We start from the raw sequence: 23394 nt of genomic DNA, 5'->3' as shown, positions 1-23394 counted from the left end.
CCATGGAAATCCCCATAGCCTGCGTGAGCGCGAACGACGCGGCTTCGTGAAGGACCTTCCCGGAGCGGTGTCATCCGTGATGTACTGACCCGGCACCACCTGCCAGACCCGCCCTACGAGACGCCGAGAGGAGGCGAGACCAATGATCAGCTTCATGACGAAAATGACCGATCGCCCGGTCGTCGCCGCCTGCTTCCTTGGTGCCTCGTTCCGTGGCACCGGTCTGTCCGGCGGTCTGCCCACCACCGTCCTCTCCATCCGGGAGCGCGGTGGCGAGCGACCGACGCAGGCACCGGCGGCGGCAGTGGTGGCAGAAGCCCAGGCCTATGCCATTGCGGCGACCAATGGTGCCGGAAACCAGAAGCAGCAGCACCTGAAGTGGGCCTTCCGCGGGCTCGAACCCTGGAGTGATCCAGCCTGATCGACGATCAGGCCGGCGCCTTCAGGGCCGCGGAATCCCAGACCGGGATCCGCGGCCCTTCTGTTTTCCCACCCCCGACAAGCAGATGAGGAACGAAGCGATCGTGCATCTCACCTCGCACGCACCGTCCGTACCCGCCCCAGCACGCCCGCCTGTCATCCACCACCGCTCTGGTGACGAGGCGCTCCGCGCCGCTCCGCCCGACCCTGCCCCGGAGGCCCCCTTGCTGCCCCTCACCGAACTCGACGACGAGATCGACCGCCTCGGCGTCCCCGTCCCCTGCCGTACCTACGACCCGGAGGTCTTCTTCGCCGAGTCCCCGGCCGACGTGGAGTACGCCAAGTCGCTGTGCCAGACCTGCCCGGTCCGCGAGGCCTGCCTCGCCGGTGCCAAGGACCGCCGTGAGCCCTGGGGTGTCTGGGGTGGCGAGCTCTTCGTGCAGGGCGTCGTCGTCCCGCGCAAGCGTCCCCGTGGCCGTCCGCGCAAGAACGCGGTTGTGGCATGAAGCGCCCAACTGTCGGAACGATCGACCATCCCCTCACGCACGACCCCAAGAAGCAGGCCCCGATGACCCCGTCCGCCACCGAACGCCCCGCCCGGCCCTCCGACGCCCCCGCTGACCGCCAGAACAGGAACCTCGAAATGCAACTCATGCCAGAAGCCCTGGCCCGTGCCCATATGCAAGAACGCCTCTACGAGGCGGAGCACGAACGAACAGCCCTCCGCATGGTCAGGGCCCGGCGCCTCCAGCGCCGCGCCGAACGTGCCTCGCTGCGCGCCCGCCGGGCGCTGGCGACGGCCGTGATGCAGTAGCGCCGGAAGATCGGCGACGACACACAGGCCGCGGGGCCGGTCGATTTCGACCGGCCCCGCGGTATCGTCGCGAAGTGGACCAGAAGACGCAATCCGAACGGGTCGGGACTGCTCCCGAGACGACCGCGTGCGCCCGCTGCGGGGCCGTTGCCAACGGACTTCCCCTCACCTGGACCTGCTCCGTCGAGAACGGCAGCCGCGTGTACTTCTGCGACGACTGCGCCCGCACCCACATCCGCAGCATCGAGGGCAGACTGGACTCCTCCTGGTGGTGAGGGACCCCTCCTGGCGGTAGAGCCGCTCCCTGCCCCCGCCCCCGGCTGCCCCTCAGGCCGAGGCGTCCTCTGCCTCGGCCAGTGGGACCAGGCCCTCCTCTGCGAAGCCCGGCAGCCATTCGAGCAGCTCTTCCCGGAGCCTCACCGTGGCCGCCAGCTGGCACAGCACCCCGATGGTGCTGAGCGTCACCCGGTGGATGAGCAGGTACGAGGGCGGCAGATTGAGCTGCTTGCCCAGCTGGTACGCAGGTGAGCGCGGGTCGGCGATCCGCGCCGCCTGCGAGCGCATCCAGCCGCGAGCGAAGGTGAACTCCTCCACGGCCGCCGGCTCGATGATCGGCCGCAGGTAGTCCAGCACGGCGTCCGGGTCGAGTGCGACCGTGGGCTTGACGAAGCCCTCCTGGCAGAGCAAGGCGTGCACCGAATCCGCGTCGTCGGCCAGCGCCAGGCGCAGCGCCGTCCCTATCGGCAGCGGCAGGCCCCCCGGGAGGCGGTCCACCGTGCCGAAGTCCAGCACGCCCAGCCGCCAGCCCTGCGCCGGGCCGTCGTCGATCAGCAGCCGGAAGTTGCCCGGGTGCGGATCGGCGTGCAGCAGCCCGGTGCGGGCCGGTCCGGCGAAGAGGAAGTGCGCCAGCAACTGACCCGCGCGGTCGCGCATCTCCGCCGTGCCCCGCGCGATCACCTCCGCCAGCGGCACCCCGTCCATCCACTCGGTGACCAGCACCTGGTCTGTGCGGTGCACCACGTTCGGCACCACCACGTCCGGGTCGTCGGCGAACTCCACCGCGTGGGTGTGCTGGGCCTGGGCCTCCAGCTCGTAGTCCAGCTCCTCCGCGACCCGGTCGCGGAGCTCCGAGATCAAGGGCTTGACGTCCATGCCGGGAATCAGCGGCCCGAACAGCTTCGCCACCCGGCCGAGTTGTGTGAGGTCCGACAGCAGGGCCTCCCCGGCGCCGGGGTACTGGACCTTCACCGCGACCGTGCGGCCGTCGTGCCACACGGCCCGGTGCACCTGCCCGATCGAGGCCGCCGCCGCCGGCACGTCCTCGAACTCGATGAAGAACTCGTGCCAGTCCGCGCCGAGACGCTCGGCCAGCACGGCGTGCACGGTGCGGGCGGGCATCGGCGGCGCCGCGTCCTGCAGTCGGGTGAGGGCGGCGCGGTAGGGGCCGGCGACCTCCTCGGGCAGGGCGGCCTCGAAGACCGACAGGGCCTGGCCGAACTTCATGGCCCCGCCCTTCAGCTCCCCGAGGACCTTGAAAAGCTGTTCGGCCGTCTGCGCCTGCAGTTCGCCGGCGACCTCTTCCGCGGGGCGCCCGCCGAGCCGCTTGCCCAGCCCCAGCGTCGCTCTCCCGGCGAATCCCAGCGGGAGCGCCGCCAGCTTGGCGGTACGGGTCATCGCTTTGCGCGGAAGATCAGACATGCGCCCCCTCTTTCCGTTCGGTCACCTCGTCATTGTCCCCCGCCTCTCCCGGACCGCGGGATCGCCGGTGTCACAAACCTCAGGCGTCGTCGGTCACCCCGCTACCCGCATCACCCGCATCACCCGCGGCGCCCCCGGTGCGCGCCCCGCAGCCGCACCTGCGGTCGCCCGGAACGGGCCGCAGCTCCGTCGTCAGCCGGGCGAGTCCCATCTCGACCCGCCCGCCGCAACTCGGCGGCCGGCCGCCGTCCACGAAGGCCAGGGCATGTGCCGCGGCGAGCCCCGCGACCGCGGTGGCCAGCGCGACGTCGCAGGCCGGGACCCCGCCCCGCCCGGACCGCAACTGCGCCAGCACTCGGGGCCAGGCCGCGTCGGCGTCCGCCATCCGCTGCGCCAGGCATCCCGCGCACCCCGTGCTGCCCGGGACCACCAGAGGTCCCACCACTCCCCGGCCCTCCATCACCCCCGTGTACAGATGGGGGATCCCGGCGGCCATCAGCGGGGCGGCTCCCTGCGGATCGGGAGCGTAGGCGGCCAGGCCGTCCCGCGGCGCGAGCACCACCAGGGACAGCCCGGACTCCGGCACGGCGGACGGCCCCCGCCGGCCCACCGCCGCCGCCCGGGGATCGGGCGCCGCTCTGCGCACGAGGCCGCGCGCCGCCGCGTCCCGGCGCTCGCCGATGTGCTCGGCGGGGATGCCGCCCGGCGCGGTGTCCCAGGGCTCGACCCGGCCGCCGTCGTGCACGTCGACCTTGCCGACGCCCGCCGCGGACAGCACCGCCGCCACCGTCGCGCCGACCCGGCCGGCCCCGGCCACCCGCACCCGGGCGGCCCGCCGCCTGCTCATCCGGTCCGCTGCGCCGCCGGGGTCGGAGTGCACCACGGACAGCGCCGCGAGGTCGGGGCGGAGCCGGTCCAGCGCGGCGGAGTGGTGCCGTATCGTCTCGGACAGTTCGGCATGCGCCGTCGCGTCGTCGAGCACACCGCCGTCGGCCAGCAGTCCGAGCAGTCGCCGGGCCTGCGGGGGCCGCAGCCCCAGCGACTCGGCCTCGCGGGCGAGCGGGCCGAGCCCGCGTGTGCCGTCGAGCAGGTCGAGGAAGGCGGCGGCCGCGCCGTCCACCGGGTCCAGGACCACCGCGTGTGCCGGGTCGACGCCGAATTGCAGGCTTTCCCGGCTGCGCCAACTGCGGCGCATCGCCGCTTTGAGCATGGGACGCATCGCCACCCCCGTGGGCTCGGCTCCCGATCGAGAGACTGTTCCGACTCCGTACAGGACCAGCATGCCCTGAACCCCCGAACCGGCCCGGAAAGTTATCCACAGGTGCTGTGGACAGTCATTCGATATGACCGGCGTCCGGTACTTTCCGGGTCTTTCGGGGGCGTTCCCGGGCTTTCCCTAGCTTTCCCGGGCTTTCCGAGTCCTTCCAGGTCTTCCCCGCCTCCTCCCGGCCTGCTCCACGCCGGCCCCCGTCGCCTTCCGCGGGGTTTGCCCGCCACCTGCGGTTTTCCGGGCTCTCCAGCAGTGCCCCGCTGTTTCCTTTCTCACCCGGCATCCCGGGGGACGGGACTTCCCGGACCTGGTGCGGGTAACGTCGGGGCGTGTCCGCCGACCCCGCCCAGAGCCTTTCCGGCCAGCCCTCGCGCTCCCCCCGGACCGGCGCCGTCGAAGTACGCCGAAGCTCCCGACGGCGCCGGACGGTCTCGGCGTACCGCGAGGGCGACGTCACCGTGGTCCTCATCCCCGCCCGGATGTCCGCCGCCGAGGAGAAGCGGTGGGTGACGGTCATGCTCGACAAGCTCGCCGCCCAGGAGAGCCGCCGCCGGCTCGGCGACGACGAGCTGACCGCCCGGGCGGAGCAACTGTCCGCGCAGTACCTCGCCGGCCGCGCGCGGCCGCGGACGGTGCGATGGGTGACCAACCAGAACTCCCGCTGGGGCTCGTGCACGCCGGCCGAGGGCAGCATCCGCCTGTCCCACCGGTTGCAGGGCATGCCCGAGTACGTCGTCGACTACGTCCTCCTTCACGAACTCACCCACCTCCTGGTGCCCGGCCATGGACCGGACTTCTGGAAGCTGCTGGAGTCCTACCCGCGCACCGAGCGTGCGCGCGGGTACCTGGAGGGCGTCGTCGCCGCGGCCCGGCTGCCGCACCCGCCCACGGCGAGTGAGGATCAGCCGGGGGAATAGCCCCGTTCTGCGCCAGCAGTTAGCCTGGCGCAACGCAGCAAGCACATACGGACGGGGGGACGGTCCTCAGAGATGGCCAGGGAATTCCAGCGCGGCCACAAGGCCAAGATCAGTGACCTGACCGCGGGAACGGATCTGTACATCGGTGTGCAGATCAGCGGCCCCGCTCTCGGCTTCGACATCAGCTGCTTCGGGCTGGACGCCGAAGAACGACTCTCCGACGACCGCTACTTCGTCTTCTACAACCAGCCCAAGTCGCCCGAGGAGGCGATTCAGCAGCTGGGGCCGCAGGCCGGGGACACCGAGTCCTTCCGGGTGACGCTGGACCGGATCCCCGCCCGGATCCAGAAGCTGAGCTTCACCGCGACGATCGACGGCGCCGGGCAGATGTCGCAGATCGGCCCGGGCTACGTGCGGATCGTCGCCGGGGGCGAAGAGGTCGCCCGCTACGCCTTCACGGGTGCCGAGTTCAGCACCGAGCGTGCCGTCATGCTCGCCGACCTCTACCTCAAGGACGTCTGGCGGTTCGCCGCCGTGGGCCAGGGCTTCGACGGCGGACTGGAAGCCCTGCTGAAGAACTTCGGCGGCGAGGTCGCCGAGGAGCAGCAGGCCGAGGAGCGACAGCCCGCGGCCGCACCGGGCTTCGCGCCCCCGGCCGGGCCCCCGCCGGGCTTCGCGCCCCCGGCGGCCTCCGTGCCGCCCGCACCCGCCTTCGGCACCCCGTCCACCGCGGCCCCGGTGCCGGCCCCCGCGCCCGCGCACACAGCCCCCACCATGGTGGCGCCGACGGCCACGCCGCCCCAGGCGCCGCCGGGCCAGCCGCCGTTCGGTCAGGTCCCGCCGCCCCAGGCGCCGCCGGGCCAGCCGCCGTTCGGTCAGGTCCCGCCGCCGGCGCCCCCCGGCCAGACGGGTCAACCGCCCTTCGGCCAACCCCCGTACGGCCAGCCGATGCCCGGTCAGGGCGTGCCCGGCCAGCCCGCCTTCGGTCAGCCGCCGCAGGCCCCGCACGCCGGCGCCGGCCAGTTCCCGCCGCCGCCCGGCGCCGGACTCGCGGCCGCTCTGCAGAAGTACCGGGAGCAGCCCACCGGCCAGCGCTGGACCCAGCAGAACCCGAAGCTGATGCGCGCCGACCTCGGGCAGGCCGGCGGGCAGCCGGTGCTCGCCCGGCAGGGCAGCATGGTGCTGTACCAGGGCAAGGTCGAATTCGGCTACAAAGGCGCCGGATTCACCGGTCGCGTCGTCGGCAACATGACCGGTCAGGAGTTGCAGCTGATGCGCTGCACGGGCCGCGGCCAGGTCTTCTTCGCCGAGGACGCCTCCTATCTGCACCCCATCGAGCTCCAAGGCGACGCCATCTGCGTCTCCGCGGAGAACGTGCTCGCCTTCGACGAGTCCCTCCAGCACGAGGTCCGCCGCATCGAGGGCCACGGCATCCCCGGCGGCGCCCTGTTCACCATGCAGTTCCAGGGCACGGGAACGGTCGTGGTCAAGACCCACGGCACCCCGGTGGTGCTGCCGGTCACCCCGACGACCTATGTGGACAGCAACGCGATCGTCGCCTGGTCGGCCGCCTCGCAGGTGGTGCTCTCCAGCCAGGTCCGGCTGCGCAGGAACGCCTATCCGGGCCACAGCGGGGAGACTGTGAACCTGCAGTTCAGGGGTGCTCCCGGAAACTTCGTCATCGTCCAGCCGTACGAGGTCTGAGGGGGAGCCCGTCATGGACCAGTCACTGATCTCCGGGTACGCCCCGGCACCCGTCACCGCCCGCATGGAGAACCACGGCAGCAGCATGCTGAAGGTGGCCATGAGCAGCGGCCAGGACCTCTACGCGCGCACCGGTTCGATGGTCGCCTACGAGGGCTTCGTCCAGTACGAGCCCAACCCGCCCGCCGTTCGACAGATGGCCTCCCAGTGGCTCACCGGCGAGGGGGCGCCGATCATGAAGTGCTCCGGCGACGGGCTGCTGTACCTGGCGGACTACGGCGCCGACGTCGTCTGCGTCTACCTCGACAACGAGGCGCTGTCGGTCAACGGCAGCAATCTGCTCGCCTTCGACGCCCACCTGCAGTGGGGTGTGGAGCGGGTGAAGGGCCTGGCCAAGTTCGCGGGCCAGGGACTGTTCAACGTCGGGATCTCGGGCACCGGCTGGGTGGCCCTCACCTCCCGCGGCACCCCTGTCGTGGTCGACTGCGGACGAGGCGAGGACGAGACCTACGTCGACCCGGACGCGCTCGTGGCCTGGTCGAGCGGACTGAAGACGAAGGCGAAGCGCAGCTTCAAGGCGTCCGCCCTCATCGGGCGCGGCAGCGGCGAGGCCTTCCAGATCGGCTTCTCCGGTCAGGGCTTCGTCGTCGTACAGCCCAGCGAGGACAGCACCGACCGCCTCCGAGTCCGGGGCTGAGGGGGAGCGAGACATCATGCAGAGCCCGCTTTTCGCGTACACCGAGGTCCAGGCCGAGGAACAGTACGCACTCCAGAACCCGTACCTGCTGCGGGTCACGCTCGACGGCCGCACCGACTGCCTGGCCCGCAAGGGCGCCATGGTCGCGTACCAGGGTCTGATCGAGTTCGACGGCGAGTACCAGAGCCACGCCCAGCGCTCCGCCCGCCGCCGCACCGGTGAGGGGCTGGACCTGATGCGCTGCTCCGGGCAGGGCACGGTCTATCTGGCCAACCTCGCCCAGCACATCCACATCGTCGATGTCGACCAGGAGGGCCTGACGGTGGACGGCGCCTATGTGCTGGCGCTCGACTCCGGGCTGCACTGGGAAGTCATCTCCGTGGACAGCCAGTTCGGGATCTCCGGCAGCGGCGCCTACAACCTCAACATCTCGGGTCACGGCAAGGTGGCGCTGATGACGTCGGGCAAGCCCCTGCTGATGCCCGTCACCCCGGACGCGTACGTCTCCGCCGACTCCGACGCGGTCGTCGCCTGGTCGTCCTCGCTCCGGGTGCAGATGCAGGCGCAGACCAGCTCCTCCGGTGTCTGGCGCCGGCGCGGCAACACCGGTGAGGGCTGGGAGCTCAACTTCCTCGGCCAGGGCCATGTCCTGGTGCAGCCCAGCGAACTGATGCCACCGCAGAACGCCCCGATCGGCGGGGGTGTCGCCGCGCAGTACGGCTTCGGCCAGCAGGGCGCGCACGGCATGAACCAGGGCAACATCTTCACCAACCGCTGAGCCCCGCCGCGGGTCCCGCCCCGCGCGCCGCCTCAGATCAGAGCAGCGCGCGGGTGCGGGCCAGCAGCGTCCGGACGGAACCGTCCGCGACGTCGGCGACCTCGTCGTAGGAGAACCACCTCAGATCCAGCGACTCCTCGCTGATCTCCTCCACCGCGCCGGGCGGAGCCACAGCCGCGTACTGCACGTCCAGGTGCCACGCGCACGGCGTCAGGTGCCTGTCGAGGTTGACCGGCTCGGGGCGCAGCAGAGTGAGCCCCGCGATGCCCGACTCCTCCACGCCCTCGCGCAGCGCGGCCGCGGCCAGCGAGGAGTCACCGGGCTCGCAATGACCTCCCATCTGCAGCCACATCCCGAGCTTCTTGTGCAGGGTCAGCAGCACCCGCCCGCGCTCCGGGTCCACCACCAGGGCGCTGCCCGTGATGTGGCCCTCGGCGCACGCCTTCCACATGGCGTCCGGGTGCGTCTCCAGGTGCGCGAGGTAGGTCTGCCGCAGCTGGTCCTGGCTCGTGTCGGGCGCGGACCAGCCCTTCAGGACGCGCAGGGCGTCGTCGTACAGGCTCACTTCTCCTCGTCGCCCTTGCCCTCGCTGCCGCCCTTGCCCTCGTCGCGCGGGACGTCCTGCACGTGTCCTCCGGCGGCCTCGCCGAGGATCCTGTCGAGTTCGGAGAAGTCCAGCTGCTCGCGGTGCACGAAGCCGTCGGGGTCGTCCAGATCACTCGCGGTCGGCAGCATGTCGGGGTGCGCCCACAGCCCGTCTCGCCCGTCGACGCCACGGGCGTCGGTGAGTGAGGCCCACAGCCGGGAGGCGTCCCGCAGCCGCCGGGGCCGCAGCTCCAGGCCGATCAGTGTGGCGAAGGTCTGCTCGGCGGGGCCCCCGCTCGCCCGGCGGCGGCGCAGGGTCTCGCGCAGCGCGCCGGCCGATGGCAGGTGCGGGGCGGCGGCGGCGTGCACGACCGCGTCCACCCAGCCCTCCACGAGGGCCAGGGCCGTCTCCAGCCGGGCCAGCGCCGCCTTCTGAGCCGGGGTGTCCTCGGGCTGGAACATGCCCTGCTGCAGGGCCTCCTGGAGCGCCTCGGGGTTCGACGGATCGAGCCGGCCGACCGCGTCCTCCAGCTTCGAGGTGTCCACCTTGATGCCGCGGGCGTACCCCTCGACGGCGCCGAACAGGTGTGCCCGCAGCCACGGCACATGGGCGAACAGCCGCTGGTGTGCCGCCTCGCGCAGCGCCAGATAGAGCCGGACCTCGTCCTCGGGCACGCTCAGTCCCTGGCCGAAGGCCTCCACGTTGAGGGGGAGCAGGGCCGCCTTGCCGACCGGGCCGAGCGGCAGGCCGATGTCGGTCGGACCCACGACCTCGCCGGCGAGGGTGCCGAGCGCCTGCCCGATCTGGCTGCCGAACATCGCGCCGCCCATGGAGCGCATCATGCCCAGCAGCGGGCCGGCCATGGCCTGCATCTCCTCGGGCAGCACGTCGCCCATCGCCGTGCCGACACGCTCGGCGACCGGGTCGACCAGCTCCTTCCACACGGGCAGGGTCGCCTCGACCCATTCGGCGCGGCTCCACGCCACGGCGGATGCGGCGCCGGAGGGCATCGACGTCACCCCGTCGAGCCACAGATCGGCCAGCCGCAGCGCCTCCTGCACCTTGGCGCGGTCGGCGGCCCCCACGCTGACGTCCTTCGACCCTCCCTCGGCGCCCTGCGCGACCGTCTGCCGGGCGATGTCTTTGGCCATGTCCCAGTTCACCGGGCCGCCCTCGTACGAGAGCATCTGGCCCAGCTGCTGGAAGGCCGCGCCCAACTCGTTGGGGTTGAGCGAGCCGAACATCGCGGCGAAGGGGTTGTCCCCGCCCGGGCCGCCGAAGGGGTTCTGGCCGCCGAAGCCGAAGGGATCAGCCGGTCCCCGGGAGCCGCCGGAACCGCCCGGCTTCCTGCTGTCGTCCCCTTCCTCGGGCTCCTCGGGAGGGACTCCGAATCCGAATGGGATGTCGCTCACGGTTTCCTCGGCTCTGTGTGTTGTGGGCTGTACCTCCAGCCTAGACACCCGTCAGGCAGGATGGCTGCGTACGGACCGCGGTTGCGGGCCGCGCACCGGTACCAGAGACAACCGTGGGAGACACCTGGTGAGTTCCCCAGAACCGACCGTTCGCCCAGAGCGGAGCGGCGGCAGGGCCCCCGCCGGACCGGTGGTCGCCGTCACCGGCGCCGCCTCCGGGGTCGGCCTGCGGCTGGCCCAGCGGCTGGCCGGCACCGACCAGGTCAAGAGGGTCGTGGCGATCGACGAGCGCCGCGGCGACGTCCCCGGCGCCCAGTGGGCGGTGCTCGACGTACGGGACCCGGCGATCGCCGAGCGGCTGCGCGGTGTGGACGTCGTCGTCCATCTCGCGCTCGACCTGGACCTGGAGTCCGACCCCAGGGCGCGCAGCGCCTTCAATGTGCGCGGCACCCAGACGGTGCTCACCGCGGCGGCCGCCGCGGGCGTGCGGCGCGTGGTGCTGTGCACCTCGGCCATGGTCTACGGCGCCCACGCGGACAACGACGTCCCGCTCGCCGAGGACGCGCCGCTGCGCGCGACGGCGGAGGCGTCCTTCGTGGGCGACCTGCTGGAGATCGAGCGGCTCGGCAAGCGCGCCCCCCGCGCCCACCCCGGCCTCAACGTGACCATCCTGCGCCCGGCCGTCCTGGTCGGCGGCACCGACACCGCGCTCACCCGGTACTTCGAGTCGCCGCGCCTGCTGGTGGTGGGCGGCAGCCGCCCCTGCTGGCAGTTCTGCCACGTGGACGACCTGGTGACGGCGCTGGAGCACGCGGCGCTGGAGAGGGTCGACGGCGAGATGGCCGTGGGCTGCGACGGCTGGCTGGAGCAGGAGGAGGTCGAGGAGCTCTCGGGCATCCGCCGCATGGAGCTGCCTCCCGCGGTGGCGCTCGGAGCGGCCTCCCGGCTGCACCGGCTGGGCCTGACCCCCTCACCGGCGGGTGATCTGGCGTACACCATGCATCCCTGGGTGGTCAGCGGCAGTCGGCTGCACGAGTCGGGCTGGCGGCCGAAGTGGACCAACGAGGAGGTGCTGGCGGTCCTGCTGGAGGAGGTCTCCGGCCGCAACTCCGTCGTCGGGCGGCGCCTGGGGCGCAAGGACGCCGCCACACTCGGCGCCGCCGGCGCGACGGTGGCCCTGGTCGGCACGGCGGCGATGGTGCGCAGGGCGCGCCGGCGCCGCGGTGTCTGAGGGGCGCCGGTCCGACGCGTTCCGGTGGGGGTTTGCTCAGGGCGGACGATGGGGCAGCATGAGCCGCATGGCACAGACGCACGACGAACCCCTCCGGCTCATCGCGATCCGGGACACCGAGCTGTCCGTCGACGAGGTCTTCCGCGCGGTGGGACACGACTCCGCCGGGGGCACCGCGCTGTTCGTCGGCACCGTTCGTGATCACGACGGTCCCTCGGACGCAGCGGTGACCGGGCTCGGCTACTCCGCGCACCCCAGCGCGGAGGCGGAGCTGCGCCGCGTCGCGGAGAAGGTCGCGGCGGACTTCCCGGTCAGGGCCCTGGCCGCCGTCCACCGGGTGGGCGATCTGCGGGTCGGCGACCTCGCGGTGGTCGTCGCCGTCTCCTGCCCGCACCGCGCCGAGGCGTTCGCCGCCTGCCGGCGGCTGATCGACGACCTCAAGCGCGAGGTCCCCATCTGGAAGCACCAGGCCTTCGCCGACGGCACCGAGGAGTGGGTCGGCGCCTGCGCCCGATGACCCACCGCGCGGCGACTGCGCCCGTCGTCCGTCCCGCGGCTCCAGCGCCCGGCGGCCCACTGAGTGGCCCACCTGGGGTTGCGTAACCTGCGACCCGCTCTGAACGTTGTAGCAGCAGAAGATTAGTCTGCTCATAGTTTCTGATCGGCATGCGCGTCCGGGAGGCCGAAGTGGCAGCGCTCGCATGGTTGCTCATCCCGTTGGTCGCCGCGATCGCCGCGGCTGTCTGGGGAAGCTGGGCGGCGCGTACGCGCTCCACCGGTGACGGCGCCTCGCTCGCCGACTACGAGCGCTTCCGCGAGGCCATGCAGCGCACCGGATCGGGCGGACGGGCCTGAGGCCCACGGGGCGGCCGGGGGTCCCGTACCGTACTGTCGTTCCATGCCACGCCGCACCGCGACGCTGCTCGCATCGACCCTGACCCTGATAGCGCTGCTGTGCGGGGCCCTGCTGTGGCCCGTCCCGTACGCGGAGATGTCCCCGGGGCCCACGGTCAACACGCTCGGGTCGCACGGCGGGGATCCGGTGCTGCAGATTTCCGGGCACAAGACGTACCCGACCAGCGGTCATCTCAACATGACCACGGTGCGGGTGACGAGCGCGGACTACTCGATGAACCTCGTCGAGGCGGTCGTCGGCTGGCTGGCGCACGACCAGAAGGTCGTCGAGCACGACACCCTCTACCCAAAGGGGCAGACGGCTGAGCAGGCCGACCAGGAGAACGCCGAGGAGTTCACCCAGTCCCAGGACAGCGCCAAGGTCGCGGCCCTGGAGCAGCTCGGCATACCCGTCGGCTCCCGGGTGATCGTCTCCACCGTGGTCAAGGGCGCCCCGGCCGAGGGCGTGCTCCATGCCGGCGATGTGATCAAGGCGGTGGACGGCCGGCCGGTCAAGGCGGCGGGCGATGTCGCCGAGCTGGTCACCAGGCATCAGCCGGGGCAGACGGTCGTCTTCACGGTGGTGCCCGAGGGAGCGAAAGGCGACGCGTCCCGGGACGTGAGGATCACCACGGGCGCATCGGACGACGACGGAGCACCCCGGGCGATCGTGGGCATCCAGGCCGGGGTCGAGCACACCTTCCCGTTCAAGATCGACATCAAGCTGGCGGACGTCGGCGGCCCGAGCGCCGGCCTGATGTTCGCGCTGGGCATCATCGACAAGCTCACCCCCCAGGACCTCACCGGCGGCACGTTCATCGCGGGCACCGGGACGATCGACGACGAGGGGAGGGTGGGTCCCATCGGCGGTATAGACATGAAGACGATCGCCGCGCGGGACAAGGGAGCCGAGTACTTCCTCACCCCCGCGGACAACTGCGCGGAGGCGGCGGCGGACACCCCGAGCGGCCTCACCCTGGTCAAGGTGAAGACCATCGACGGCGCCCTGGACGCGCTCAAGGACATCCGCGAGGGCAGGACGTCGGCCCTCCCCTCCTGCACGACGGGTTAGCCGGCAGGCGTGACCGCGTTCGACGGCCCCGGGGCGCTTCCCCGGGGCCGTCGGACGTCAGTCCTCGAAGGTCGCCGCCAGGGCGTCGGCCAGTCCGGGCACCAGCGCGGAGCCGGTCAGCACCTCGGTGGGGGAGTCCTTCTCGCGCAGCCGCACCGCGGACTCCCTCGAGCCGTCACGCAGCACGCCCACCGTCATACGGACCTCCTGCCGGTCGGGGTGCGCGGCGACCCAGCGAGCCAGCGCGGCGTCGTCCAGCCCCTCGGGGATGGACTGCTCCGCGGACGGCGGCAGCATCAGCCGCTCCACGGTGAGGGCGCAGCCGCTGACGACGCCCGGCCAGGCGATGGTGGCGAGGAACTCGTCCAGCGCTGCGCCGGGCGGAAGCTCGTCCTGCTCGATCGGGGTCAACCCGGCGGCGCTGTCGTCACCGAGGCCGAGCTCCTCGGCGAGTTTCGGCTCCTGGGCGCGCAGCGCCGCGGTGTCGACCAGGGCGAACAGCCGGGCGGGCTGGTCCCAGCCCAGGCCGGACGCATAGTCGTCGATCTCCAGGACGGCACGGGTGAGCGGGTTCGCGGCGAGCGGCGCACCCTCGGAGGTGGTGTTGGACATGCTCGACATCCTGCCTGTTCTGTGACCCGCTCCCCAATCGGGAGCCTTGGGGAACTGTGTAAAGGCTGAGTAAGTTGCATCTATGGGCGCTGAGACGGCGTCCGACGGAGACCGACACTTCGAGGTGCGCACCTTGGTATTCCAGATGCCGGACCGCGGCGGGGGTCCGCACGGGCCGCGGATCAGAGTGGGCCGCCCGTCGCGGCGAGCCCGGACACTGCTCATGACCCTGGGGCTGCTGGCCGTGCTGGCCATGGCCTTCGTCATGTTCTCGGGCTTCTGGACCGACTGGCTGTGGTATCGCTCCGTCCACTATTCCTCGGTCTTCACCACCACACTGTGGACGAAGATCGGACTGTTCTTCGTCTTCGGCCTGCTGATGGCCGCGGCCGTCGGCGTCAACGTGTACCTCGCGCACCGGCTCCGCCCGCCGCTGAGCGCGATGTCCATGGAGCAGCAGAACCTCGACCGCTACCGCATGGGCATCGCCCCCTACAAGAAGTGGGTGCTGCTCACCGTCTGCGCGCTGGTGGGGCTGATCGCGGGGGCGTCCGCCTCCAGCCAGTGGCGCACATGGCTGATGTGGACGAACTCCACCCCGTTCGGCACCAAGGACCCGCAGTTCCACGTCGACGTCGCCTTCTACGCCTTCGACCTGCCCTGGTACCGCTTCCTGCTGAGCTTCGGCTTCGCGGCCGTCGTGCTGTCGCTGCTGGCGGCGGTGCTGGTGCACTACCTGTACGGGGGCCTGCGGATCACCTCCCCGGGCGGCCGGGCCACGGCGGCGGCGACCGGGCACCTGTCGGTGCTGCTGGGACTGTTCGTCACCCTGAAGGCGGTGGCGTACTGGCTGGACCGCTACTCGCTCGCGGTGAAGTCCGGCAACCTCAGGTCGAACGACTGGACGGGTCTGCGGTTCGTGGACGCCAACGCCTATCTGCCGGCCAAGACGATCCTGTTCGCCATCGCCATCATCTGCGCGCTGCTGTTCTTCGCCACCTTGTGGCGGCGCACCTGGTCGCTGCCGCTGATCGGCTTCGGCCTCATGGTGCTGTCGGCGATCCTGATCGGCGGCCTGTACCCGGCGATCGTGCAGAAGTTCCAGGTGCAGCCGAACGAGGCCGCCAAGGAGCAGCCGTACATCCAGAAGAACATCGACGCCACGCGTGAGGCGTACGGCATCGACCACACCGAGGTGACGGATTACTCGGGCACGAGCGGCGACGACAAGGAGAAGCTGCGCAGCGACGCCGACACGGCCGCGTCGATCCGGCTCCTGGACCCGAACGTGGTCTCGCCGACGTACCAGCAGCTGCAGAAGGTGCGCGGCTACTACGCCTTCCCGTCCACGCTCGACGTCGACCGGTACACGATCGACGGCAAGGAGCAGGACACGGTGGTGGGCCTGCGGGAGCTGAACCTCGAGGGCATCCCGCAGCACAGCTGGATCAACGACCACTTCAAGTACACCCACGGCTACGGCGTGGTGGCGGCCAAGGGCACCACCACGACCTCCAGCGGCGAGCCGGACTTCATCGAGTACAACCTGCCGACCAAGGGCGACCTCGGGACGTACCAGCAGCGGATCTACTACGGCGAGCAGACCAAGCAGTGGTCGATCGTCGGCGACAAGTCCACGCCGGAGATCGACTACATCACCGACGACCAGGGCGAGAAGTCGTACACCTACACCGGCAAGAGCGGTGTCGCACTGAAGAACCCGGTGACCCGCCTCGCCTACGCGGTGGCCTTCGGCGAGCCGCAGATCTTCTACTCCGGCGCCGTAGGCGACGACTCGCAGATCCTGTACAACCGCATGCCCAAGGAGCGGGTCGAGGCGGTCGCGCCCTGGCTGACGATCGACGGCGACTCCTACCCGGCGATCGTCGACGGCCGCGTCGTCTGGATCGTGGACGCCTACACGACGAGCAACGGCTACCCGTACTCCTCGCGCACCACGCTCGGCGACACCACCGCGGACTCGCTGACCGACGGGCAGCGCGCCGTGCTGGCGCAGCAGAACCAGGTCAACTACATCCGCAACTCGGTGAAGGCGACCGTCGACGCGTACAGCGGCAAGGTCACGCTCTACCAGTGGGACACCAAGGACCCGGTGCTGAAGACCTGGATGAAGGCCTTCCCCGGCACGGTCGAGCCCAGGACGGCGATCAGCGACACGCTGATGGCGCACCTGCGCTACCCGCAGGACCTGTTCAAGGTGCAGCGTGAGCTGCTGACGCGCTACCACATCACCAAGGCGTCGACCTTCTACAGCGGCAGTGAGGTGTGGGAGGTTCCCAACGACCCGGCCGCGAAGACCGGGAAGTCGGTGCCGCCGTACTACCTGAGCCTGAAGATGCCCGACCAGAACGCGCAGGTGTTCTCGCTCACGACGACCTTCACGCCGAACAAGCGCGAGAACCTCAGCGCCTTCATGGCGGTCGACGCCGACGCCAAGAGCGCGGACTACGGTGCGATCAGGGTGCTGAAGCTGCCCTCGAACACCACGGTGTCGGGCCCGCAGCAGGTGCAGAGCCAGTTCAACTCCGACCCCGATGTGGCGGAGAAGATCAGGTTGCTCAAGGGCGGCGACTCCGAGGTCGAGTACGGCAACCTGCTGACCGTGCCCCTCGACGGCGGGCTGCTCTACGTGGAGCCGGTCTACGTACGCGGCGCCGGCACCAACTACCCGCTGCTGAAGAAGGTGCTGGTGAGCTACGGCGGCCAGACCGAGTTCGAGGACACGCTCGGGCAGGCGCTCGACGCGGTCTTCGGGGTGGACGGCGAGAAGCCGCCGCCGCCCCCGGACTCGGGCGACGGCGGGGGAACCGAACCGCCGGCCGCGGGCGACGCGACCGTCGCCCAGGCCCTCGAGGACGCCCAGCAGGCGTACGAGGCGGGCCAGAAGGCGCTCAGGGAGGGCGACTGGGGCGCCTACGGCCAGGCGCAGAAGGACCTCGCCGACGCCCTGAAGCGGGCGCAGGAGGCGGAGAAGACGGGATGAGGGGGCCCACCCCGCGTCGTGGTACGGTTGTTTCACCGACGCGGGGTGGAGCAGCTCGGTAGCTCGCTGGGCTCATAACCCAGAGGTCGCAGGTTCAAATCCTGTCCCCGCTACTGCAGGAAAGGGCCCGGAGTCAATAGACTCCGGGCCCTTTCACTTGTATGGGGGAATTGATAACGCTGAGGTTTCGGTTGGCATCATGTCGGGAAGTCGACAAAACGCTGTAGTGACCTATGACATGACCGACTGGATCGGCTGAACCCTGCAGGTTTGCCGCATACCAGGTGTACTCCGGGTACGGGTGATGCGACGATGGACCTCATGGGGGACGGTGCAAGCCTGCTGAGCACTCGTCAGATCCGGGATCGCGGGTCGGCGAGGCGGGCAGCCCTGCCCGCGTCCGGCGCCGCGCTCGCGCCCACCGTCGCCGACCTGCTGCCCGGCCCGCGCGTGGGCGGCCTCGACGACGAGCGCCTCATCGAGTCCGAACTCCCCGACCAGGAGACCCTGGAGGCCCGCGAGGAGGCCGAACTCGAGGCGCGCCACCGGCGGGCCGCCGAACGCGGTGACATCGGCGCCATGAGCGTGCTGGGCACCATGCTGCTGCGGCGCGGCGACCTGGAGGGCGCCGAGCCCCATCTGCGCGCCGCCGCGGGCGGAGGGGACCGTCCCGCCGCCAACAACCTGGGCCTGCTACTGCACCAGCGCGGCTACGCCGACGAGGCGGCCGCCTGGTGGCGGATCGCCGCGGTCGCCGGATCCGCCCCGGCCGCGCACGCGCTCGGCCGGCACTTCCGTGAACGCGGCGACGAGCCCGGCGCCGAGTACTGGCTGCGCCAGGCCGCCGAGTCCGGGCACGCCCTGGGCGCGTACGCGCTGGCCGACCTCCTGGACCACCGGCGCGACGTCGGCGCCGAGCGCTGGTTCCACGCGGCCGCCGAGCACGGCCACCGCGAGGCCGCCTACCGGCTCGCCGGGATCTGCGCCGAGCGGGGCGAGGAGCGCGAGGCCGAGCAGTGGTACCGGCAGGCCGCCGCCCGGCGGCACCGCAGAGCCGCCCTCCGCCTCGGCACGCTCCTTGAGGAGCGCGGCGAGTTCGAGGAGGCCAAGCGCTGGTATCTGACCGCGGCCCGTGACGGCGAGCCGCGCGCCGCCTGTGCGCTGGGCTTCCTGCTGCGCGACGCCGGCGACGTCGACGGCGCCGCCACCTGGTGGCGGCGGGCCGCCAACGCCGGTGACGGCAACGCCGCCAACGCCCTGGGGGCCCTGCACGCCCAGGAGGGCGAGACCCAGACAGCCGAGCGCTGGTACCGGGCCGCTCTCGAGGCGGGAGACGTCAACGGCGCCTTCAACCTGGGTCTGCTCTGCGCCGGCCAGGGCCGCACGACCCAGGCCGAGCAGTGGTACCGCAAGGCCGCCTACACCGGGCACCGCGAGGCCGCCAACGCGCTCGCCGTGCTGCTGCTGCAGCGCGGCGACGCGGCGGGCGCCGAGCCGTGGTTCTCCAAGGCCGCGGAGGCGGGCAGCGTGGACGCCGCCTTCAACCTCGGGATCCTGCACGCCGGGCGGGGCGACGACGCCACCGCGCGCAGCTGGTACGAGCGCGCGGCGGCCAGCGGACACGGTGAGGCCGCGCTCCAGGTCGCCATCGCGCTGCAGAAGGAGGGCGACACCCACGGCGCCGAACGCCACCTGCGCTGCGCCGCGGGCGGCGGCAGCCCCGAGGCCGCCTTCCGGCTCGGCGCACTCCTGGATGCCCGGGAGACGCCGGAGGCCGCCGCCGAGGCCGAGGAGTGGTACGCCCGTGCCGCCGGCCAAGGGCACCGCCGCGCCCAGGTGCGGCTCGGCATGTGCGCCGCCAAGCGCGGGGACGTCGTCGACGCCGCCCACTGGTACCGGGAGGCCGCCGAGGGCGGCAGCCGCAACGGGGCCTTCAACCTCGGGCTGCTCCTCGCGCGCGAGGGCGCGGAACCGGAGGCGGCCCTGTGGTGGACCCGCGCCGCCGACGCGGGGCACGGACGGGCCGCGCTGCGGCTGGCCCTGCTGGCCGCGCGGCACGGACAGCTGGCGGACGCCAAGGCATGGTGCGCGCGTGCCGTGGAGTGCGGCCCCGCCGAGGTGGCCGAGCGGGCGGCCCGGCTGACCGATGCCCTGGAGCACGAGCTCTCCGCGTGAAAGCGATTTGCGCTGCTCAGGGCAGGAGGGCTACAGTTACGAACACAACGACGCGGGGTGGAGCAGCTCGGTAGCTCGCTGGGCTCATAACCCAGAGGTCGCAGGTTCAAATCCTGTCCCCGCTACTGAAGGAGAAGGGCCCGGAAGCCAAGGCTTCCGGGCCCTTCTCCTATGTGTTCGGTACAGCCCCGGCATGGTTCGGGCAAAAGGCCGTGGACGCTCCTGGGCCGGCCGGCGCCGGCGCGCGATGCTGAGGGCAGGCACTCGGGCGGCGCGAGGAGGCGGTGTGCTGCGCAGGCGGCGTGAGCGGCGGCCGGCGGAACGCATGGATGTGACGCGGTGGGGTCGGCTGTGCGCGGCATCGGACATGGCGGAGCTGCTGCGAGAGCTGCGGGGCGCCGCCGGGGACGCGGGCGCCGGCTACGACCGGGCGGCGGCGCTGAAGGCGTTGGCCGCGGCGCCGCCCCGGCTGTGGCTGCTGCTGGACCGCGCCGCCCGGGTCCAGGAGGGCCCGCCCCTAGCGCCGGGCGAGAGCGAACCGCTGCGGTTGCTGCTGGCGGCGATGGACAGGGACGGCAGGACCCGGCAGGCCGCTGTGGAGAAGCTGGCAGTGCACGGCGGACCGGTGGTGGCGTCCGCGCTCGCGCTGCGGACGGCTGACTGGGTGGACCAGGTTCGCGACCGCGCCCTGGCTGCGCTGCTGCGCCGTACCGCCCCGGACGAGGCCGCCGCGGCCCTACGGATCCTGCTGAGGATGCGGGGACGGAGCCGGGCGGCGCACACCGCTGAGGCGTACCGCGGGGTGCTGGCGGCTCCTGAGGGGCGGCGTGCGGTGCGGGCGCTGGCGGCCGACGCCGACCCGCAGACCCGGCGGTTCGGGGTCGAGCTGGCCCTGGAACTGGGCGCGTTCGTCCGCGGGGACCTGGTGCGCACGGCGTTGCGGGATCCGGACCAGGTGTGCCGGAGTCTGTGCGCGGAGCGGTTGCTGCGGATGGATCCGGACCAGGCCGGGCGGTTGCTGTGGGCCCGCTCGGCGGCCGTGCGGGAGCTGGCGGTCGCGGCGCTGCCCGACGATGTGCCGGCGGCCCGGCTGACCGCGTCGCTGGCCGATCCGGCGCGGATCGTGCGGGCGCAGGCCCGCTGGCGGCTGTACAGCAGGGGCGAGCCGCCCGCGCCGGCGTACCGCAGGCAGCTGCTGCGCTGCGGCCCGCAGAGTCCGCCGCGGCTGGTGGCCGGACTGGTGACGGGCCTGGGGGAGTGCGGTGACGCCTCGGACGTGCCGCTGCTGCTGCGACTGGCGCGTGAGGCCCGGGCCCCGTGGCCGCCGGCGGTGCGCCGGGCCGCGCTGCGCGCTGCGGCCCGGCTCGCCCCGCGGGGGGACCTGCTGGGGACGGTGGCGCCGCTGACCGCGGACCCGGACGAAGGGGTGGCCAGGGACGCCTTCGAGGCGCTCGCCAAGGTGGCCGGGCAGGTGCCGGAGGCCACGCTGCAGCTGGGGCGCACTCACCCGGAGCCGGGGGTGCGGAAAGCCGCCGAACGGGTGAGCCGGGCGGCGCGGCGTCAGGCGCAGTCGGGGCACAGGCCCCGGTAGGTGACCTCCACATCGGAGACGGTGAAGCCGAAGCGCTCGGCGTCGGGCAGGTCCGCCAGCGGATTGCCGTGCGGGTGGACGTCCCGGATGGTGCCGCAGTCGGAGCACACCAGGTGCTGGTGCGGGCGCCGGGTGTTGGGGTCGTAGCGCTTGGCGCGGCCGTCGGTGGCGACTTCCATGACCTCGCCGAGCGACACCAGCTCGCCCAGGGTGTTGTAGACGGTCGCCCGGGAGATCTCGGGCAGTCGGGCGGCCGCCCGGGCGTGCACCTCGTCGGCGGTGAGGTGCACGTGGTCGCCGTCGAGCACCTCAGCCACGACGCGCCGCTGCGCGGTCATGCGCCATCCGCGGCCGCGCAGTCGTTCCAGCAGGTCACTCATCCGTTTCACCTATCAGTGGGATGTGAACAGCTTATCAGCGGCGGTCCGTGTTCCGACCGAGTACGAGATTGTTGCTCTTCTTGATTTGGACTCTGTCTATCGTAGGATCACTTCTGGCTCAGGCCACGGCACAGCACCGACCCAGGGAGAGGCACGTGACGGCTCAGGAGAACGGCCCGCTGACCACGGAGGCGGGAGCCCCGGTCGCGGACAACCAGAACAGCGAGACAGCGGGCGCAGGGGGACCGGTCCTGGTCCAGGACCAGCAGTTGCTGGAGAAGCTGGCCCGCTTCAACCGCGAGCGCATACCGGAGCGCGTGGTGCACGCCCGCGGCGCCGGCGCCTATGGAACCTTCACCGTCACCGCGGACGTGACGAAGTACACCCGGGCGAAGTTCCTCGCCGAGGTGGGCAAGCAGACCGAGACGTTCCTGCGCTTCTCCACCGTGGCGGGCAACCTCGGGGCGCCGGACGCGGTGCGCGACCCCAGGGGTTTCGCGCTGAAGTTCTACACCGAGGAGGGCAATTACGACCTCGTCGGCAACAACACCCCCGTGTTCTTCATCAAGGACGCGATCAAGTTCCCCGACTTCATCCACACCCAGAAGCGCGATCCCTACACCGGCTCCCAGGAGGCGGACAATGTCTGGGACTTCTGGAGCCTGTCGCCGGAGTCGACGCACCAGGTGACCTGGCTGTTCGGCGACCGCGGCATCCCCGCCAGCTACCGCCACATGAACGGCTACGGCTCGCACACCTACCAGTGGAACAACGAGGCGGGCGAGGTCTTCTGGGTCAAGTACCACTTCAAGACCGACCAGGGCATCAGGAACCTTACCCAGGAAGAGGCCAACCGGATCGCCGGCGAGGACCCCGACTCCCACCAGCGCGACCTGCGCGAGGCCATCGAGCGCGGTGAGTACCCCAGTTGGACCGTGCAGGTGCAGATCATGCCCGCGGACGAGGCGGCGACCTACCGCTTCAATCCGTTCGACCTCACCAAGGTGTGGCCGCACGAGGACTACCCGCCCATCGAGATCGGCAGGCTGGAGCTCAACCGCAACCCGCAGAACATCTTCGCCGAGGTCGAGCAGTCGATCTTCTCCCCGGCCCACTTCGTGCCGGGCATCGGCCCGTCCCCGGACAAGATGCTGCAGGGCCGGCTCTTCGCCTACGGCGACGCCCACCGCTACCGCGTCGGCATCAACGCCGACCATCTGCCGGTGAACCGGCCGCACGCGACCGAGGCGCGCACCCACGGCCGGGACGGCGCCCTCTACGACGGCCGCCACGGCGGGGCCAGGAACTACGAGCCGAACAGCTTCGGCGGCCCGGCCGAGACCGGCCGTCCTCTGTGGTCGGCGACCACGGTCACCGGCCGCACCGGCAACCACGTGGCGCCCTCGCACGCCGAGGACGACGACTTCGTGCAGGCCCGAAACCTCTACCGGCTGATGTCGGAGGAGGAGAAGGAGCGCCTGGTCGCCAACCTCTCCGGCTTCCTCGCCAAGGTGTCGCGCGAGGACATCGCCGAGCGGGCGATCGGCAACTTCCGCCAGGCCGACGAGGACTTCGGCAAGCGGCTGGAGGCCGCCGTCCGGGCCCTGCGCGGCTGAGCGGCGTCCGCCCCACGGGCCCGGAGGGGGCCGGGTGCGTCCAGGCGCCCGGCCCCCTCCGCTCCACCGCCAGGGCCGGCCGTCAGCCTGCCAGGGCCGTGTGCGCGGGCTGCCAGCAGCGCACGATGTCGCGTACGGAGACCATGCCGACCGGGTTGCGGTCCTCCAGGACCACCAGGTGCCGGAAGCCGCCGCGCACCATGGCGGCGGCCGCGGCCTCGAGAGTCCACCCGGGCGCGGCGAAGACCACGTCGGTGGTGGTGTGGGCGGCGGCGAACTCGTGGTCGGGGTCGAGCCCCGCACCGACGGCGTTGAGGATGTCGCGCTCGGTCAGGATGCCGAGACCGCAGGTGTCGGGGTCGAGGACGACCGCGGCGCCCACCCGGCGGGCGGACATCAGCCGGGCGGCCTGGTGGAGGGTGTGGGCGGGACCGATGGTGAGAACGACCGTGCTCATGGCGTCGCGTACGAGCATGGGATACCCCTCGGGCTGCGTCGTGGCCGTCTTGAGAACGCTTTCACA

At 71.8% G+C, this 23394-nt stretch carries 23 protein-coding genes and 2 tRNA genes; 18 read left to right on the top strand and 7 right to left on the bottom strand.

What is annotated here, in order from left to right; translation table 11 throughout:
- The first annotated feature begins 142 nt into the window (after positions 1–142).
- The 4 genes from AC3ET4_RS07855 to AC3ET4_RS07840 all read left to right on the top strand — a co-directional run bounded on the left by AC3ET4_RS07855 (position 143) and on the right by AC3ET4_RS07840 (position 1509).
- A complete protein-coding gene (locus AC3ET4_RS07855; protein ID WP_431947354.1) occupies positions 143–421 on the top strand; it encodes a hypothetical protein in 279 nt (92 codons plus the stop codon).
- A gap of 85 nt (positions 422–506) precedes the next feature.
- On the top strand, positions 507–926 hold the full coding sequence (locus AC3ET4_RS07850; protein WP_431947352.1) for a WhiB family transcriptional regulator: 420 nt from the start codon (positions 507–509) through the stop codon (positions 924–926).
- Positions 923–1234 (top strand): hypothetical protein, encoded by a 312-nt coding sequence (locus AC3ET4_RS07845; protein WP_431947350.1) that lies wholly within the window; start codon positions 923–925, stop codon positions 1232–1234. The genes AC3ET4_RS07850 and AC3ET4_RS07845 overlap by 4 nt, the downstream gene beginning before the upstream one ends.
- Before the next feature lie 74 nt (positions 1235–1308).
- Entirely contained in the window at positions 1309–1509 is a 201-nt protein-coding gene (locus tag AC3ET4_RS07840) for a hypothetical protein (protein WP_431947348.1), read from the top strand.
- Positions 1510–1561: 52 nt separating this feature from the next.
- On the opposite strand, the gene AC3ET4_RS07835 is transcribed toward AC3ET4_RS07840, so the two are convergent.
- Together AC3ET4_RS07835 and AC3ET4_RS07830 are read right to left on the bottom strand one after the other, a co-directional pair.
- Complete coding sequence (locus tag AC3ET4_RS07835) at positions 1562–2932, bottom strand: ABC1 kinase family protein (protein WP_431947346.1); 1371 nt, start codon at positions 2930–2932, stop codon at positions 1562–1564.
- Between the two features lie 79 nt (positions 2933–3011).
- Positions 3012–4151 carry a TOMM precursor leader peptide-binding protein gene (locus AC3ET4_RS07830; RefSeq protein WP_431947418.1) on the bottom strand — a complete coding sequence of 380 codons (1140 nt, stop codon included), beginning with the start codon at positions 4149–4151 and terminating at the stop codon, positions 3012–3014.
- A gap of 380 nt (positions 4152–4531) precedes the next feature.
- Between AC3ET4_RS07830 and AC3ET4_RS07825 the strand changes: the two genes are divergently transcribed.
- The 4 genes from AC3ET4_RS07825 (at position 4532) to AC3ET4_RS07810 (ending at position 8298) form a co-directional block, all read left to right on the top strand.
- Positions 4532–5119: a M48 metallopeptidase family protein gene (locus AC3ET4_RS07825; RefSeq protein ID WP_431947344.1), complete on the top strand. Its 588-nt coding sequence runs from the start codon at positions 4532–4534 to the stop codon at positions 5117–5119.
- Between the two features lie 72 nt (positions 5120–5191).
- A complete protein-coding gene (locus AC3ET4_RS07820) occupies positions 5192–6823 on the top strand; it encodes a TerD family protein (RefSeq protein WP_431947342.1) in 1632 nt (543 codons plus the stop codon).
- Positions 6824–6836: 13 nt separating this feature from the next.
- Positions 6837–7520, top strand: coding sequence for an AIM24 family protein (locus AC3ET4_RS07815; protein WP_431947340.1), 684 nt, complete (start codon positions 6837–6839; stop codon positions 7518–7520).
- A gap of 16 nt (positions 7521–7536) precedes the next feature.
- Positions 7537–8298, top strand: a complete 762-nt coding sequence (locus AC3ET4_RS07810; RefSeq protein ID WP_431947339.1) for an AIM24 family protein — start codon at positions 7537–7539, stop codon at positions 8296–8298.
- Positions 8299–8335: 37 nt separating this feature from the next.
- On the opposite strand, the gene AC3ET4_RS07805 is transcribed toward AC3ET4_RS07810, so the two are convergent.
- Together AC3ET4_RS07805 and AC3ET4_RS07800 are read right to left on the bottom strand one after the other, a co-directional pair.
- Entirely contained in the window at positions 8336–8863 is a 528-nt protein-coding gene (locus AC3ET4_RS07805; protein WP_431947337.1) for an NUDIX hydrolase, read from the bottom strand.
- The gene (locus AC3ET4_RS07800) at positions 8860–10296 is read right to left on the bottom strand and encodes a zinc-dependent metalloprotease (RefSeq protein WP_431947335.1); all 1437 of its coding nucleotides are present in this window, start codon (positions 10294–10296) and stop codon (positions 8860–8862) included. The genes AC3ET4_RS07805 and AC3ET4_RS07800 overlap by 4 nt, the downstream gene beginning before the upstream one ends.
- Positions 10297–10423: 127 nt before the next feature.
- Here AC3ET4_RS07800 and AC3ET4_RS07795 point away from each other — a divergent pair, with 127 nt between their 5' ends.
- The 4 genes from AC3ET4_RS07795 to AC3ET4_RS07780 all read left to right on the top strand — a co-directional run bounded on the left by AC3ET4_RS07795 (position 10424) and on the right by AC3ET4_RS07780 (position 13493).
- Positions 10424–11527 carry an SDR family oxidoreductase gene (locus tag AC3ET4_RS07795; RefSeq protein ID WP_431947333.1) on the top strand — a complete coding sequence of 368 codons (1104 nt, stop codon included), beginning with the start codon at positions 10424–10426 and terminating at the stop codon, positions 11525–11527.
- Positions 11528–11585: 58 nt separating this feature from the next.
- Entirely contained in the window at positions 11586–12044 is a 459-nt protein-coding gene (locus AC3ET4_RS07790; RefSeq protein ID WP_431947331.1) for a molybdenum cofactor biosynthesis protein MoaE, read from the top strand.
- A 170-nt stretch (positions 12045–12214) separates the two neighbouring features.
- A complete protein-coding gene (locus tag AC3ET4_RS07785; RefSeq protein ID WP_431947329.1) occupies positions 12215–12382 on the top strand; it encodes a hypothetical protein in 168 nt (55 codons plus the stop codon).
- Positions 12383–12425: 43 nt separating this feature from the next.
- Positions 12426–13493, top strand: coding sequence for a YlbL family protein (locus tag AC3ET4_RS07780; RefSeq protein WP_431947327.1), 1068 nt, complete (start codon positions 12426–12428; stop codon positions 13491–13493).
- Between the two features lie 57 nt (positions 13494–13550).
- On the opposite strand, the gene AC3ET4_RS07775 is transcribed toward AC3ET4_RS07780, so the two are convergent.
- Entirely contained in the window at positions 13551–14105 is a 555-nt protein-coding gene (locus tag AC3ET4_RS07775; RefSeq protein WP_431947325.1) for a PPA1309 family protein, read from the bottom strand.
- 145 nt (positions 14106–14250) lie between these two features.
- On the opposite strand from AC3ET4_RS07775, the gene AC3ET4_RS07770 reads away from it, so the two are divergent.
- The 5 genes from AC3ET4_RS07770 to AC3ET4_RS07750 all read left to right on the top strand — a co-directional run bounded on the left by AC3ET4_RS07770 (position 14251) and on the right by AC3ET4_RS07750 (position 20875).
- Complete coding sequence (locus AC3ET4_RS07770) at positions 14251–17109, top strand: UPF0182 family membrane protein (protein WP_431947416.1); 2859 nt, start codon at positions 14251–14253, stop codon at positions 17107–17109.
- A gap of 39 nt (positions 17110–17148) precedes the next feature.
- Positions 17149–17222: transfer RNA gene (locus tag AC3ET4_RS07765), tRNA-Met, on the top strand.
- A 199-nt stretch (positions 17223–17421) separates the two neighbouring features.
- Positions 17422–19284, top strand: coding sequence for a tetratricopeptide repeat protein (locus tag AC3ET4_RS07760; RefSeq protein WP_431947323.1), 1863 nt, complete (start codon positions 17422–17424; stop codon positions 19282–19284).
- Between the two features lie 51 nt (positions 19285–19335).
- A tRNA-Met gene (locus AC3ET4_RS07755) sits at positions 19336–19409 on the top strand.
- Positions 19410–19609: 200 nt separating this feature from the next.
- Positions 19610–20875: a hypothetical protein gene (locus AC3ET4_RS07750; protein ID WP_431947321.1), complete on the top strand. Its 1266-nt coding sequence runs from the start codon at positions 19610–19612 to the stop codon at positions 20873–20875.
- Here AC3ET4_RS07750 and AC3ET4_RS07745 read toward each other — a convergent pair.
- Positions 20845–21255: a Fur family transcriptional regulator gene (locus AC3ET4_RS07745; RefSeq protein WP_431947319.1), complete on the bottom strand. Its 411-nt coding sequence runs from the start codon at positions 21253–21255 to the stop codon at positions 20845–20847. The genes AC3ET4_RS07750 and AC3ET4_RS07745 overlap by 31 nt on opposite strands.
- A 155-nt stretch (positions 21256–21410) precedes the next feature.
- Between AC3ET4_RS07745 and AC3ET4_RS07740 the strand changes: the two genes are divergently transcribed.
- On the top strand, positions 21411–22871 hold the full coding sequence (locus AC3ET4_RS07740) for a catalase (protein ID WP_431947317.1): 1461 nt from the start codon (positions 21411–21413) through the stop codon (positions 22869–22871).
- Positions 22872–22953: 82 nt separating this feature from the next.
- Here the strand turns inward: AC3ET4_RS07740 and AC3ET4_RS07735 are convergent, their stop codons facing one another.
- Positions 22954–23346 (bottom strand): CBS domain-containing protein, encoded by a 393-nt coding sequence (locus AC3ET4_RS07735; RefSeq protein WP_431947315.1) that lies wholly within the window; start codon positions 23344–23346, stop codon positions 22954–22956.
- Positions 23347–23394: the final 48 nt, after the last annotated feature.

The organism is Actinacidiphila sp. bgisy167 (assembly GCF_057707665.1).
This window is presented reverse-complemented; position numbering and strand designations above follow the sequence as displayed.